This window comes from Reinekea sp. G2M2-21, assembly GCF_015687175.1.
Lineage (GTDB): Bacteria > Pseudomonadota > Gammaproteobacteria > Pseudomonadales > Natronospirillaceae > Reinekea.
This window is the reverse complement of sequence record NZ_JADPQG010000005.1, coordinates 211,957-225,345: the sequence shown is the minus strand read 5'-3', so window position 1 is coordinate 225,345 and position 13,389 is coordinate 211,957. Positions and strand designations below refer to the sequence as shown.

Below are 13,389 nucleotides of genomic sequence, written 5' to 3'. Positions count from 1 at the left end.
ATTCATGCCATTACCCTGATCGTTTGAAATTATCAGCACGCCAATTCTCAAGCCCACACAGCCAACCCCTGGGGCCTCGTCGAACGGCAAGGTTCCTTCTGATCACTCACTGACCACCTTTTCCGTTAAGCGACCCCCGCTTTCAGCCAAAGCCCACCGCAATACTTTCAAGCGGTGTTAGCCTATAATCCTCTGTCGCGTCCCCGTAAGCACTTATGAGCTGGTTTTCCTAGAATAAACGGCATTCGGTCAACGCTTGCCTGTGACGCAACTGACTAACAAAGCCACCATCGAAAAGAGATATGAACATGACTGAAACAACTCGCGATCTGTTTGATCAAGTAATGGTTCCCAACTATGCACCGGGCAAGATTATCCCGGTCAAGGGTGAAGGTTCACGCATCTGGGATCAGGATGGCCGCGAGTATATCGATTTCGCCGGCGGCATTGCGGTGAATGTCCTGGGTCATGCACACCCGGCGTTGGTTAAAGCCCTGACCGAGCAGGGTCAAAAGCTTTGGCACTTATCAAACGTCATGACCAACGAGCCCGCACTGGCACTCGCGAAAAAGCTGACTGAACTGACCTTTGCAGACAAAGTCTTCTTCTGTAATTCCGGTGCGGAAGCCAACGAAGCAGCCTTAAAACTGGCTCGCCGCCACGCGTTCGTTAACTACGGTGAAGAAAAGCACGAAATCATTTCCACACTCAGCTCATTCCACGGCCGTACGCTGTTTACGGTCTCTGTTGGTGGTCAGGCAAAATACAAAGAAGGTTTTGAACCGACGCCAGGCGGCATCAGCCACGTTCCTTATAACGATCTGGATGCGTTACGTGCTCAGATTTCAGATCGCACTGCGGCGGTCATTGTGGAACCGATTCAAGGCGAAGGCGGAGTGACACCTGCAACTCAGGCCTATCTGGAAGGTGTACGTCAGTTGTGTGATGAACACAACGCCCTGTTGATTTTCGACGAAGTGCAAACGGGCGTGGGCCGTACCGGTCATCTGTACGCTTATCAGCGTTATGGCGTAACTCCGGACATTCTGTCTTCGGCCAAGGCCCTCGGTGGCGGTTTCCCAATCGGGGCTATGCTGTGTACTGATGCAGTGGCACCGAGCCTGGCCTTTGGCACTCATGGCTCAACCTACGGCGGCAACCCGCTGGGCTGCTCCGTATCGTTGGCGGTCATCGAAGAATTGACCAAGCCGGGCGTATTGGCCGCGGTTTCAGCGAAAGCAGATCGCTACAAGGCCGGCTTGGCCGCCATAAATGAAAAATACAGTATTTTCAAAGAAGTTCGCGGCCTTGGCTTGTTGATCGGTATCGAGTTGACCGAACAGTGGCACGGCAAGGCGAAAGATTTTGTCTCCGCGGCACTGGAAGAAGGCCTGATGATGCTGGTAGCGGGACCTAATGTTCTGCGTTTTGCACCAAGCCTGATCATTCCCGATGCCGATATTGATGCGGGACTGGCTATGCTGGACGCGGCGATCGCCAAGGTAATCGCACAATAACGAAGTACCCGATGCACCCGGCCGATTCAGGCCCGGTGTATCACACGAAACAGCAAACAAGGTCACAACAGTGGCCTTCTTTTTACTAAGGGAACTCAACATGCTCGTCGTTCGCCCCTCAACGTTTGTTGATTTAACCGGCATCGAACGGTTGCTCAACGACACAGACGCTCGGGTCACTACGTTACCCAAAGAGCGGGATAAACTGTCTGAAAAGATCAGCGAATCCGATGATGGTTTTCGTTCCGGTATCGATGGCGATGGCCCAGCCTCATTCCTGTTTGTACTGGAAGATACCGATACGGGCGAATTGCACGGCACCTCCGGCATAGACACCGAAGCGGGGAATGGTTACCCGTTTTTCAATTACCGGCTCGATGAAATTGTGCATGCCTCGCACCATTTGAACATCAGCTCTAAAGTACCGGTGTTATTTCTGTCGCACGAATTAACCGGCCGTACCTTGCTGCGCTCGTTCTCGATCGACCCTCAGATGCGTGATACCGATGGCTTCGACCTGCTGTCACGGGCGCGTTTCATGTACATGGCGGCCAACCCGGATCGCTTTAATCAGGAAATCATCGTCGAGATTCAGGGCATTTTTGATGACAAAGGTGTATGCCCGTTCTGGGATGCGGTTGGCCGACGTTTCTTTGATCTGGATTTTCTCACGGCCGATTATTACTGCTCAGTGAAAAGCAAAACCTTCATGTCAGAATTGATCCCGCAGCATCCTGTATATGTTCCACTGTTGCCGGAAGAAGCTGCGGCCAACATTGCGCAGAACCACGCTGCTGCGAATCGCACCTGTCAACTGCTGTATCGGGAAGGGTTTCACAAATCGAAATTCATCGACCCATTCGATGGCGGACCGGTTCTGAAAGGTCAACTGAAATACACTCATACTTACAGCAACATCCGTTTTAAAAATGCAAAACCGTCGGAAGTAATCGGGGGTATGAAATATTTAATCAGCAATCAATCGGCCCATAATTTCCGATGCGCCATCACCACATTGGTCGATGGTATAGGCGACAGCATCCGTATTCCTTTGGATGTTGCACATGCACTTAATATCCGTGAAGGCGATCAAGTCGCCTATTCACCGTTGTAAGGAGATTCCCTGTGTATATTCGCCCCGTACAACATTCCGATTTAGATGCCCTGTGTGTGTTAGCCAAAAACTCCGGTGTCGGTGTCACGTCTCTGCCGGACAACAAGCAGAAAATGGCGGCCAAACTGGAACATTCGTTGGCTTCCTTTGAAAAAACCATTCCAGAGCCAGAGCGTTTGTATCTGTTCGCTTTGGTCGATGAAGAAAACGATGAGGTGGCAGGCATTTGCGCGTTGGAAGCCAGCATTGGCCACGAAGATGTCTGGTACAACTACCATGTAGGTAAGTCTGTCCACGCCTCGCGCGACATCGGCGTGCACAAGGTCACGAAAACACTTTATTTAAGTAACGACCTCACCGGCTGTTCGGAAATTGCCACCCTGTTTCTAATGCCGGACTACCGCAAAGATCAGAATGGACAACTGTTGAGCCGCTCGCGCTATATGTTTCTGGCGGAATTCCCAGAATTGTTTGGTCCGGAAATAATTGCTGAAATGCGTGGCTACAGCGATGACAACGGTGACTCGCCATTCTGGGAAAGTCTCGGTCGACATTTTTTCCAGATGGAATTTTCTGACGCCGATTACCTGACCGGATTGGGCAATAAGGTGTTCATCGCAGAACTGATGCCTAAGTTTCCGATCTACGTGCCCATGTTATCTCCGGAAGCGCAGGCCGTCATCGGCAAGGTGCATCCACAGACCGAGCCGGCACTGGCCATGCTCAAAAGTGAAGGCTTCGACTTTAACGGCTACATAGACATTTTTGACGGAGGTCCCAGTGTCTCTGTGAAAGTGAAAGATATCCGCGCCGTGAAAGAAAGCCACGTCTATCTGGCGGGTATTTCCGAAAAAACCCCGGCACCGAATTACAACGAAAAACACGGCTTGCTGTTAGTGTGCAACCGGAAACTGAACGACTATCGGGTCATCCTGGTGAACAAGGGTGCGGCGGGTGATGACACGCTGTGGCTGACACAGAAACAGGCTGACATTCTCAACATTAAAGAAGGCGATACTGTGCGAGCAGTTGCGCTGAGACCAACGGAGGCGTCGTAATGACTACCAACTCACTTTTTATCGGAGGCCAATGGCTTGCTGGCCAGGGCCAACCCTTTGCGTCACTGAATCCGGTGACACAAGCGGTGGTTTGGGAAGGCACCAGCGCAACCGCAGCGGATGTTGACAGTGCCGTGACGGCCGCACGCAGCGCATTTAAAAGCTGGAAACGCCAAAGCCTGGAAGACCGTATCGCTATTTGCCGTAAATTTGCGGAATTGCTGAAAGACAACCAGGAACGGCTCGCTCACGTCATTGGCAGTGAAACCGGTAAACCGTTATGGGAATCGCGCACCGAAATCGGCGCCATGATCGGAAAAATTGAGATCTCGGTTCGGGCGTATCACGAACGCACTGGCACCAAAGTCAGTGAACTGCCCGATGGCGAAGCGGTCTTGCGTCATCGCCCACACGGCGTGGTCGCCGTATTCGGGCCTTACAATTTCCCGGGCCATTTACCCAATGGTCACATTGTTCCCGCGTTAATTGCGGGCAATACCGTGGTCTTCAAACCCAGTGAACAAACCCCAATGATGGCCGAAGAAACAGTCAAACTGTGGCAACAGGCGGGGCTGCCCGATGGCGTGATGAATCTGGTTCAGGGCGCGGTAGAAACCGGCATCGCGTTGTCCAACCATCCTCAGATCGATGGACTGTTCTTCACCGGCTCAGTACCTACCGGCGAATTGATCCACAAACAGTACGGCGGCAATACTGGTAAAATTCTGGCGCTGGAGCTGGGCGGCAACAATGCATTGATTGTCGACGAAGACATAGACGAGGCCGGTGCGCTGCACCACGTTCTGTTTTCTGCCTTTATTTCTGCGGGTCAACGCTGCACCTGCGCACGTCGCCTGTTGATTCCAAACGGACCGAAAGGCGATGCGTTCCTGGAAAAACTGATCGACGCGACACTGAACCTGACCGTTGGGCGCTTCGACGACGAAGATCAGCCTTACATGGGTGCGGTGGTTTCGTTGCAAGCCGCGGATCAGCTATTGAAGGCTCAGGACAACCTGGTCAGCAAAGGCGGTAACATTCTGCTGGAAATGACACGACTGGAAGAAGGCACGGCACTGCTGTCGCCAGGTATTATTGATCTCACCGATGCTACCGATGTACCGGATACCGAATACTTTGGTCCGTTGCTGTCGGTTTACCGGTACGACAGCTTTGATCAAGCCATTGAGATAGCCAACAACACCCGTTTTGGTTTATCGGCTGGCCTGCTGTCGAATTCACGCGAACGCTACGAGGCGTTCCTGGAAGACATCCGTGCGGGAATCGTAAACTGGAACAAACCCATTACCGGGGCCAGCTCCGCAGCGCCATTCGGAGGCGTGGGCGCTTCAGGTAATCACCGTGCCAGCGCTTATTATGCGGCAGATTACTGCGCGTATCCTGTTGCTTCGATGGAAAGCACCGACATGACAGCGCCTGCGACGAAATCTCCGGGGATGAATCTATGAAATCGTTTGAAATGAACTTAGATGGGTTGGTGGGACCGACTCATAATTACGCCGGGTTGTCATTTGGCAACATCGCGTCAAAGTCGAACATGGCGGCCGTGTCCAACCCGCGTGAAGCCGCCAAGCAAGGCCTGAAGAAGATGAAAGCGCTGGCCGACATGGGTTTCAAGCAAGGCATTCTGTTGCCGCACGAGCGCCCGGCCATCTGGCCATTGAAAGCGCTAGGCTACAGCGGTACCGATGCCCAGATTCTGGCCCGTGTCGCGAAAGAAAGCCCCGCGATTCTGAGCGCGGTTGCTTCAGCCTCTTGCATGTGGACAGCCAACGCAGGGACGGTCTCGCCAAGTGGCGACACCGCAGACCGACGCGTACACTTTACCGCCGCAAACCTGAACGCAAAGTTTCACCGTTCCATTGAACATGAAACCACCACGCGAATGCTGCAATCAATTTTCCGAGATGAAAAATACTTTGCGCACCATGCTGCGTTGCCGGCCATCGCTTACTTCGGGGACGAAGGCGCAGCCAACCACACCCGATTCTGTGCCGACTACGGCTCCGAAGGCGTTGAATTTTTTGTGTATGGTCAGGAAGCCTTTAACGATGCCCGCCCGGCACCGAAAAAATTTCCAGCCCGACAGACCCTGGAAGCCAGCCAAGCCATCGCGCGACTACACGGTTTAGCCGACAAAAACGTTGTCTTCGCACAACAGCGTCCGGAAACCATCGACGCGGGCGTGTTCCACAACGACGTGATTGCCGTAGGCAATGGCAACGTGCTGTTTTATCACGAGGAAGCGTTTGTCGACACGGAACAGGTCCTCAAAGAACTGGACGACAAGCTGGTCGGCACGTCATTAATTGCGGTCTGCGTACCGAGTGCCGAAGTCAGCGTACACGATGCTGTGCGTTCTTACCTATTCAACAGCCAGCTGTTAAGTCAGCCAAACGGCAGTATGACGCTGATAGTGCCTGGTGAGTGTCGTGAAATCAGCGCGGTTTCGGACTATCTGGATCGCTTGATCGATGACAAGCAAAACCCGATCAACGATGTTCGGGTGTTCGACTTGAAACAGTCAATGAATAACGGAGGCGGTCCGGCCTGCCTGCGCTTACGCGTGGCCTTGAACGAAACCGAATTTGCCGCGATGCACCAGGGCGTCATCATGACGGACAGCCTGTACAGCACGCTGAATGCCTGGGTCGACAAATACTACCGCGATTCGTTGACACAGGACGATCTGGCAGACCCGATGCTGCTGATCGAAAGCCGTAACGCTTTGGATGAACTGACCCGCATCACCGGCGTCGGTAACATCTACCCATTCCAGCTGTGACTAGAGGCTCCGAGCACTGAAGCCATTTCATGGCTCGGTGCTTTTCGATATGACAACCTGTCCATTGTGCCAACAGGAAAACCACTGCACTGCCAATGAGCAGTGCTGGTGTTTTCAAACCGATATTCCCACTGAGTTAGTGGCGCAAGTACCCCCTGCCGCGAAGAATAAAGCTTGTATCTGCCGTGCCTGTGTTGAAAAAGCGCAATCCACGTTCAGCGATGCGGCCAAAAACAAAGCAGCGAAAGACTGAATCCCTTCCTATACTGATTTGATACATTCTCAACGTCGAGGTGAACATGAGCCGTACACACCAGCAGGGGTGGGTCGCATGGACCTTCAGCGCGATACTTTTTATCGCGGGCAGTGCCACCGCCTGGTTTTATTTTCAGTCCGCCAGTCAAAACGATCAGCTTAACGCGGACCTGACCCGTGCGCAGACGCTGCAGCGCACCACCGAGCGCAATCTGCAACGCAGTGAGCAGGAAAAACAAACACTGCAGGGGCAATTGGACAATGCGCTGGCAAGCCTGAGCCAGATAGAAGCCCAATATGAAACAGCCAACCGCCGCCTTACCCAATTGAATAACGCCAACGACGACAGCGCCACGCAAATCACCACGCTGGAAGCAGAAAAACAGACGCTACAAACGCAGGTTGACGAATTGACCGAGCAATTGTCCACCGCACAGTCACAGCTCGACACCGCCGTGAAGGAAGCCGAAACGGCCCGTGAACAAGCCGCTGCAGCACAGCAAACACTTGCGGAGTATCAAACCACACTGAACCGCTTACAGGGTGAATTAAGCGAAGCTGCGACGACAGAAGAGCTCTATCTGGCGGCGCGAGAGCAACTGGCCTTAAAGCAAGCCGAAAATGAAACCTACACTGAGACCATTGAACGGCTGAAAACCGAAATGGCCGCAGAAACAGAGGCGATGGCCCAACTGGAAAACAAGCTTCAGGATCAACTGGCGAAGCTGAATCAGGAAAAAGAAAAACTGGTGACACAGCTGGAAGATGGCACCACCGCGATTAAGCTGCCCGAGAGTATTCTGTTTGCATCCGGCTCAGCCGAGCTGAACAGCGACGGACTCAACTCACTTAATGTATTGGCCGACGCGCTGCAGAGTTTCCCCAATCATCTGATCAGTATTCAGGGGCATACCGACAGTCGAAAAATATCCGCCTCCACCCGGTTGGTCTACCCGACGAACTGGGAGCTGTCCGCCGCCCGTGCCGCTTCGGCGGTGCGTGAGTTGCTGAAAAAAGGCATTCCCGCGCAACAGCTGCAAGCCGTTGGCTATGCCGACACGCGGCCGTTGGTTGAAGAAACGGACGCTGCTTCGCGCCAGCAAAACCGACGCATTGAAGTGATTTTGCTGCCAAACCAATTTAAAACGAAGATTTTGAAATAACCGTGTTTTATGTCGGTGACCCGCGAGCGATGCGGGTCATCGAAACCGCTGACGTGCAGATTTGCGCTTGGAACCCAGGGCACCTCTGAAGAAAATCGGACTTCATTGCTCGGTCTGTTAACGGTTCTTTGAGTTCATCACCCGGCATTCTGCGCCAGCCTTGCTTTCTTAATCCGACGATTTAACAAATACACTATTATCTGCGCAACAAAAAACTGCCCATAAAAATTCAAAAACATGTAGATCGCGAAATCGCCAGTATCGAACAGCTCGACGTTAAAACGCAGTACTACCGGAACAATCGACAAACCCAAGGAAAAGAAACGCGTATAAAAGTGATTACGCAATGGGCTGCTCATGCCTTTGCCGAATACCCAAGTCAGATAAACCGACAGCACGCTCCAGAAAATGGCGAAGAACCCAACCATTTGCACCGTTTAATTCTCAACCCAGTTCAACACAATATCGTTATGGCTGACCACACCGATTACCTGTTCGTTTTCGATGACCGGCGCCGACACCAAGCCGTACATATCAAACAAACGCGCGCAGTATTTAATGTTCATATCCGGCCGAACGGAAATAAAGGGTTTAATCATGATCTCGTACAGATTGACCCGCTCCGGCGAGCGATTCTTGGCAATCACTTCATGGGCAATATCCGACAATTGCACCATGCCGTACTCATCGTTTTCATCGCGTTTTTTAATAATCACTTTGCGATAGCCATTTGCTTTCATTAACACCAGCGCGTCCGCAACAGTCATCAGGCCATCCACGATTTCATAGCGTTGATTCATCACATCACGACAGGTTTGTGCACGTACGGTCATATTTCTTCCTCCACTTTTTCGGCCAGTTCCCGAATCTGATGCGACACACCCAGCGCGTCTTCGACATCGAGTTGAAACACGATGCCTGTACCCGGGCTGGAGTCGAACTCACCCACACGGGCAATCTGTTCCAGAATTTTTCGCGACAGGTTCTGCTCCACCAGGAACAACACCACATCACGCTGCGTCTCCAGCGACAGGCCCAGAAAAGTCTTCTTTGTTTTAACCCCTTCGCCACGCGCATTATTGATCACCGTCGCGCCGGTTGCTCCGGATTCACGCGCGGCTTTCATGACGGCATCGGTCTTTGAGTCTTCCACAAAAGCTATTAACAGTTTAAAGCGCATGGTCGCTGTCCTTCTGATGTCGGGAATGAGATTGATGTCGCTGTGCCCACCACTGCGACAACTGCGCATAGGCCAGGACGGTCATAATGGGAAATAAACTGGCAAAGGCGATCAGACCAAAGCCATCAATAAGAGGGTTACGCCCGGGTATGGTTTCGGCCAACCCCAAGCCCAGTGCCGCCACTAACGGTACAGTCACGGTCGATGTCGTGACGCCGCCAGAGTCATACGCCAATGGCACGATCATTTTAGGGGCGAACGTCGTTTGCACGATCACCACACAGTAGCCGGCAATAATGAACCAATGGATCGGAAAACCAGTGACGATACGCCAGGCGCCCAGCGCAATACCGATGGCCACGCCTAATGCAACGGCCAAACGCAGCCCCCACACACCAATGGCACCACCGGACACCTGGTTGGCTTTTAACGCGACCGCAATCAAAGAAGGCTCCGCGATGGTGGTACTGGCACCAATCGCAAAAGCAAACAAATAAACCCACCCATAGGCCTGCCAGGTCACAGGCTGCTCACCACCACCGATGAAGTCCAGATGCGTCAATTGTTCAGCCATGAGTCGCCCCACCGGAAACAGCGCACGCTCCAGCCCGGCCAGAAACAAACTGAGCCCGACCAACACCAGCGCAAAGCCCGTGAGTACCTGGGTTAAATTCTTCAATGGCTTGCGAATGACCAAGTACTGAAAACCGAATATCAATACAACGATCGGCAACACATCCACAAGGGTTGAACGCAAGGTATGCCACAAATCGAAGAGGACACTCATAGGCTCACCCCGCTGTTGCTGAGTTTTAATACCACGCCGTAGAGCATGACAAAGATGACCGGCAGTAAAGACGCCATGGCGATCAACCCGAAACCGTCAATCATCGGGTTACGGCCTTTAATGGCCGATGCCAGCCCGATACCGAGTGCTGTGACCAAGGGCACGGTTATGGTGGACGTGGTCACGCCGCCACTGTCGTAGGCAATGCCGATGATTTCCTCCGGTGCGATCAGGGTGACCAACACCACAACCACATAGCCCCCGGCAATCATCCAATGTATCGGCCAGCCTTTAAGAATACGGAACACCCCAATCACGATGGCCAGGCCGACGCTGAACGCAACGGTCATACGCAAACCCAAGGCATAACTGGCGCGGGCCGTGTCGGTATTGGCGATCATCTGGCCCAGACTTGCCACATCCGCGGCCTCTGCGGCGACGGCTATCAACGCCGGTTCCGCCACGGTGGTTGAAAACCCCAACGCAAACGCAAAGATCATCAACCACAGCAAACTGCCTTTGCGGGCGAAAGCATGCGCCAACGATTCACCAACCGGAAAAAGACCCAACTCCAGCCCTTGTATGAACAGAGTGAGCCCTAACACCACAAACAGACTGCCCAGCAGAACATCCATGACACCGGGCATCGGCTGACGTAGTACCAGCAACTGAAAAAACAGAATCACCAACACAATCGGCAATAAATCTCGCAGACTTTGCGCAAAGTTCCGCCATAGTGCTCGCATTGTGACTGTCATCTCCCTGTACCCGTATCGAGTGTTGACCGGCTGCGCACTGGCAACCGTAATCGTTATCAGTATGGAGCGCAAAAAACAGCAACGCAACCAGCATTAAAAATCATTGCACTCAAGATGGTGCCACACGACTGACCACTTAACGCAGATCAATAAACCGTAGGATAGCTTGATCAACAATGATATTTTCCGCTGCAGTTGTCGCATCGCAGAACGATTCAGAGGCATACTGATGTGTTCTGGCGTCAGCGTTGGAGGGCAATCTTGTTCACCGTGTTTACGTTATTGGCCGACTGGTTTACCTATCAATTACTCGGGCTGCCAGCGGCCGGGAAGCTGGCAGACGCCGTGCATTTTTTTGTTGAAGATGTCACGAAAATATACGCGTTGCTGGCGGTCATGATCTATGCGATCGCACTGTTGCGAGCATCCCTGAACGTAGAGCGCGTCCGTGATTTTCTGGCGGGGAAAAAACGCGGACTGGGTTATCTGTTGGGCTCTTCTTTTGGCGCAATCACCCCGTTCTGCTCCTGTTCCAGTATTCCGGTATTCCTGGGGTTCACCTCCGCCGGAATACCAGTCGGCATTACCATGGCTTTTCTGCTGACCTCCCCTTTAATCAATGAAGTCGCCGTGTTGCTGTTAATGGGATTGCTGGGTTGGCAATTCACTGTCTTTTACGTGGTCGTTGGAATGGCGGTCGGTATTCTGGGTGGCTGGTTTCTGGATACCATTCACGCAGAGCGATGGCTGCAATCGTTTGCGGCGAAAGCATTGGCACGAGCCACGCAAAACAACGCATCTACTACAGTCCCCGTCGAAGCAAGGAAACTAACCTTGCAAGAACGCCATACGTTCGCCAAAGCGGAAGCGTTAGATATATTCAGCCGTGTCTGGAAATGGGTAATCGTCGGCGTCGGGTTAGGGGCGGCGCTGCATGGATTTATTCCAGATGGGTGGCTGGCACAACACCTTGCCGCAGGTCAATGGTGGTCCGTCCCTGCTGCGGTGGTGTTAGGCATTCCGTTGTATTCCAACGCCACCGGCGTTATTCCGGTGATGGAAAGCTTGATCACCAACGGCCTACCGGTGGGTACCACCTTGGCCTTCAGTATGAGCACCGTCGCGGCCAGTTTTCCGGAGTTCATTTTGCTCAAGCAAGTCATGCAATGGCGTTTGCTGGCGACTGTCTTTGCCTTGCTCTTAGTGTCGTTTACGCTTGTGGGCTGGCTGTTCAACATCATTTCGATCTATTTGTGAGGTAACACCATGTTACAAGTAAAAGTTTTAGGTTCCGGTTGCGCAAAGTGCGTCAAAACAGCCGACCTGATTGCATCCATCGCGCAGGAAATGGACGTGGCTATTTCGGTCTCTAAAATCACTGATCCGGAAACCATCATGGGATATGGCGTGATGAGTACACCGGCCGTTGTGATCAATGAGCAAGTGGTCCACAGCGGGGCTATACCCCATACGCGACAGATAACAACCTGGCTTAGTGCCGACGCCGAATAAACCCCGACGTCGACCAAACTTTATGCAACAAAGATTCCGGTCGACGGCGCGGAATCAACAGGCAATTTCTGGCGCAGCGACTACACTGAAACTTCATCGGCCAGCGTGCTGTCGGTCTTCTTGCTTCAATGATAATAAGGCGCATTCAAGATGAAAATTGCCATAATTGGCGCCGGCCTTGTCGGCCGACTGTCAGCCTTAAAGCTGATTCTGTCGGGTCATGATATTACCCTGCTTGAGGCCCATTCCTTTGACCACCCACATAATGCAGCTGCCGTCTCCGCTGGATTAATCGCGCCGCTGAGCGAGTCGGTACACACCACACCTGAAATGACGGAACTGGGATTCCGCAGTTATCACCTTTGGCCAAAAACTCTAAATGAATTGCGCGAACTGGACCCGTTACACGAAAATGTCTTTTTCGATACGTCTGGAACCGTGGCAATTTCTTTTCCGGAAGAACAGGAATGTCTTCTGCAATACCGCGAGCAACTTAACCTTCGATTACCACACCTGAAATCCAACATTCAGATGCTCTACAACGATGAGGTTGTTGAACTCGAACCGGAGTTATCGCGGTTCGAAACCGCGGTATTTATTGCCAACGAAGCCAACCTGTGCAATCAGCAATTTCTGGCATCCAGTGCGCGTGCCATACGACAACACGCCAGTATCGTGGACCACTGGGCACTGCAGGGAAATGGCAGCGAGCTGCAACAACAATACGACTGGGTTATCGACTGTCGCGGCGCGGGCGCCGTCAATGCCCATACCCATGTCGAAACCGACGACCACACACTGACCTCAATACGGGGGGAAGCCATTCGGGTACGCACCGATCGCGTTGCCATTCGCAGACCCATAAGGGTCATACAAAAACGGTTCGATATATTCATTGTACCCAAACCCGATAACATCTTTGTGGTCGGCGGTACCGAGATAGACCGTCAGGGTGATCATGCTGTCACCGTACGCAGCTCCCTGGATTTACTGTCCGCCGTTTATGCACTGCACCCTGGTTTCGCCGATGCCGAAATCATTGAAGCCATTGCCGGGCAGCGAGCGGTGTTTGTGGACCGCAACCCATCGATAGAACTGGTGGAAAATATAGCCTGCATCAATGGCCTTAGTCGCCAAGGTTGGTTGGCAGGACCGGCCATGGTTGAAAAACTACTGCACCAAATTATTTAAAATTGTATTGCTTGTGACGGTTGCTGATTACAAGCAGGTATCTTGAGA

General features: G+C 52.6%; 15 protein-coding genes. 10 read left to right on the top strand and 5 right to left on the bottom strand.

Features of this window, described 5'->3' with window-relative positions:
• The first annotated feature begins 302 nt into the window (after window positions 1-302).
• The 7 genes from IYN85_RS18220 (at window position 303) to IYN85_RS18190 (ending at window position 7,913) form a co-directional block, all read left to right on the top strand.
• Window positions 303-1,517: an aspartate aminotransferase family protein gene (locus tag IYN85_RS18220; RefSeq protein ID WP_370592228.1), complete on the top strand. Its 1,215-nt coding sequence runs from the start codon at window positions 303-305 to the stop codon at window positions 1,515-1,517.
• A 100-nt stretch (window positions 1,518-1,617) separates the two neighbouring features.
• Window positions 1,618-2,631, top strand: a complete 1,014-nt coding sequence (locus IYN85_RS18215; protein ID WP_196160362.1) for an arginine N-succinyltransferase — start codon at window positions 1,618-1,620, stop codon at window positions 2,629-2,631.
• A gap of 11 nt (window positions 2,632-2,642) precedes the next feature.
• Window positions 2,643-3,689 (top strand): arginine N-succinyltransferase, encoded by a 1,047-nt coding sequence (gene astA / locus IYN85_RS18210; protein ID WP_196160361.1) that lies wholly within the window; start codon window positions 2,643-2,645, stop codon window positions 3,687-3,689.
• Window positions 3,689-5,158 carry a succinylglutamate-semialdehyde dehydrogenase gene (gene astD, locus IYN85_RS18205; protein WP_196160360.1) on the top strand — a complete coding sequence of 490 codons (1,470 nt, stop codon included), beginning with the start codon at window positions 3,689-3,691 and terminating at the stop codon, window positions 5,156-5,158. The genes astA and astD overlap by 1 nt, the downstream gene beginning before the upstream one ends.
• Window positions 5,155-6,495, top strand: coding sequence for an N-succinylarginine dihydrolase (gene astB, locus IYN85_RS18200; protein WP_196160359.1), 1,341 nt, complete (start codon window positions 5,155-5,157; stop codon window positions 6,493-6,495). Before astD ends, astB begins: the two co-directional genes overlap by 4 nt.
• Before the next feature lie 49 nt (window positions 6,496-6,544).
• Window positions 6,545-6,748, top strand: coding sequence for a cysteine-rich CWC family protein (locus IYN85_RS18195; protein WP_196160358.1), 204 nt, complete (start codon window positions 6,545-6,547; stop codon window positions 6,746-6,748).
• Window positions 6,749-6,794: 46 nt separating this feature from the next.
• Window positions 6,795-7,913 (top strand): OmpA family protein, encoded by a 1,119-nt coding sequence (locus IYN85_RS18190; RefSeq protein WP_196160357.1) that lies wholly within the window; start codon window positions 6,795-6,797, stop codon window positions 7,911-7,913.
• Between the two features lie 137 nt (window positions 7,914-8,050).
• Here the strand turns inward: IYN85_RS18190 and IYN85_RS18185 are convergent, their stop codons facing one another.
• Genes IYN85_RS18185 through IYN85_RS18165 form a run of 5 tightly spaced genes read right to left on the bottom strand, consistent with a single transcriptional unit; the run spans window position 8,051 to window position 10,626 of the window.
• Window positions 8,051-8,347: a hypothetical protein gene (locus IYN85_RS18185; protein WP_196160356.1), complete on the bottom strand. Its 297-nt coding sequence runs from the start codon at window positions 8,345-8,347 to the stop codon at window positions 8,051-8,053.
• Between the two features lie 3 nt (window positions 8,348-8,350).
• A complete protein-coding gene (locus IYN85_RS18180) occupies window positions 8,351-8,746 on the bottom strand; it encodes a CBS domain-containing protein (RefSeq protein ID WP_196160355.1) in 396 nt (131 codons plus the stop codon).
• Window positions 8,743-9,093 (bottom strand): P-II family nitrogen regulator, encoded by a 351-nt coding sequence (locus tag IYN85_RS18175; RefSeq protein WP_196160354.1) that lies wholly within the window; start codon window positions 9,091-9,093, stop codon window positions 8,743-8,745. The genes IYN85_RS18180 and IYN85_RS18175 overlap by 4 nt, the downstream gene beginning before the upstream one ends.
• The gene (locus IYN85_RS18170; protein ID WP_196160353.1) at window positions 9,083-9,880 is read right to left on the bottom strand and encodes a DUF1538 domain-containing protein; all 798 of its coding nucleotides are present in this window, start codon (window positions 9,878-9,880) and stop codon (window positions 9,083-9,085) included. The genes IYN85_RS18175 and IYN85_RS18170 overlap by 11 nt, the downstream gene beginning before the upstream one ends.
• On the bottom strand, window positions 9,877-10,626 hold the full coding sequence (locus IYN85_RS18165) for a DUF1538 domain-containing protein (protein WP_196160352.1): 750 nt from the start codon (window positions 10,624-10,626) through the stop codon (window positions 9,877-9,879). The genes IYN85_RS18170 and IYN85_RS18165 overlap by 4 nt, the downstream gene beginning before the upstream one ends.
• Window positions 10,627-10,899: 273 nt before the next feature.
• On the opposite strand from IYN85_RS18165, the gene IYN85_RS18160 reads away from it, so the two are divergent.
• The 3 genes from IYN85_RS18160 (at window position 10,900) to IYN85_RS18150 (ending at window position 13,341) form a co-directional block, all read left to right on the top strand.
• The gene (locus tag IYN85_RS18160; RefSeq protein ID WP_196160351.1) at window positions 10,900-11,895 is read left to right on the top strand and encodes a permease; all 996 of its coding nucleotides are present in this window, start codon (window positions 10,900-10,902) and stop codon (window positions 11,893-11,895) included.
• A 9-nt stretch (window positions 11,896-11,904) separates the two neighbouring features.
• Window positions 11,905-12,150, top strand: a complete 246-nt coding sequence (locus IYN85_RS18155) for a thioredoxin family protein (protein WP_196160350.1) — start codon at window positions 11,905-11,907, stop codon at window positions 12,148-12,150.
• Window positions 12,151-12,300: 150 nt separating this feature from the next.
• On the top strand, window positions 12,301-13,341 hold the full coding sequence (locus IYN85_RS18150) for an FAD-dependent oxidoreductase (RefSeq protein WP_196160349.1): 1,041 nt from the start codon (window positions 12,301-12,303) through the stop codon (window positions 13,339-13,341).
• Window positions 13,342-13,389: the final 48 nt, after the last annotated feature.

Coding starts and splice junctions, on each gene's coding strand:
- IYN85_RS18220 (WP_370592228.1), top strand. CDS start 303: ATGAACATGACTGAAACAACTCGCGATCTGTTTGATCAAGTAATGGTT.
- IYN85_RS18215 (WP_196160362.1), top strand. CDS start 1,618: ATGCTCGTCGTTCGCCCCTCAACGTTTGTTGATTTAACCGGCATCGAA.
- astD (WP_196160360.1), top strand. CDS start 3,689: ATGACTACCAACTCACTTTTTATCGGAGGCCAATGGCTTGCTGGCCAG.
- astB (WP_196160359.1), top strand. CDS start 5,155: ATGAAATCGTTTGAAATGAACTTAGATGGGTTGGTGGGACCGACTCAT.
- IYN85_RS18195 (WP_196160358.1), top strand. CDS start 6,545: ATGACAACCTGTCCATTGTGCCAACAGGAAAACCACTGCACTGCCAAT.
- IYN85_RS18190 (WP_196160357.1), top strand. CDS start 6,795: ATGAGCCGTACACACCAGCAGGGGTGGGTCGCATGGACCTTCAGCGCG.
- IYN85_RS18180 (WP_196160355.1), bottom strand. CDS start 8,746: ATGACCGTACGTGCACAAACCTGTCGTGATGTGATGAATCAACGCTAT.
- IYN85_RS18175 (WP_196160354.1), bottom strand. CDS start 9,093: ATGCGCTTTAAACTGTTAATAGCTTTTGTGGAAGACTCAAAGACCGAT.
- IYN85_RS18170 (WP_196160353.1), bottom strand. CDS start 9,880: ATGAGTGTCCTCTTCGATTTGTGGCATACCTTGCGTTCAACCCTTGTG.
- IYN85_RS18165 (WP_196160352.1), bottom strand. CDS start 10,626: ATGCGAGCACTATGGCGGAACTTTGCGCAAAGTCTGCGAGATTTATTG.
- IYN85_RS18155 (WP_196160350.1), top strand. CDS start 11,905: ATGTTACAAGTAAAAGTTTTAGGTTCCGGTTGCGCAAAGTGCGTCAAA.
- IYN85_RS18150 (WP_196160349.1), top strand. CDS start 12,301: ATGAAAATTGCCATAATTGGCGCCGGCCTTGTCGGCCGACTGTCAGCC.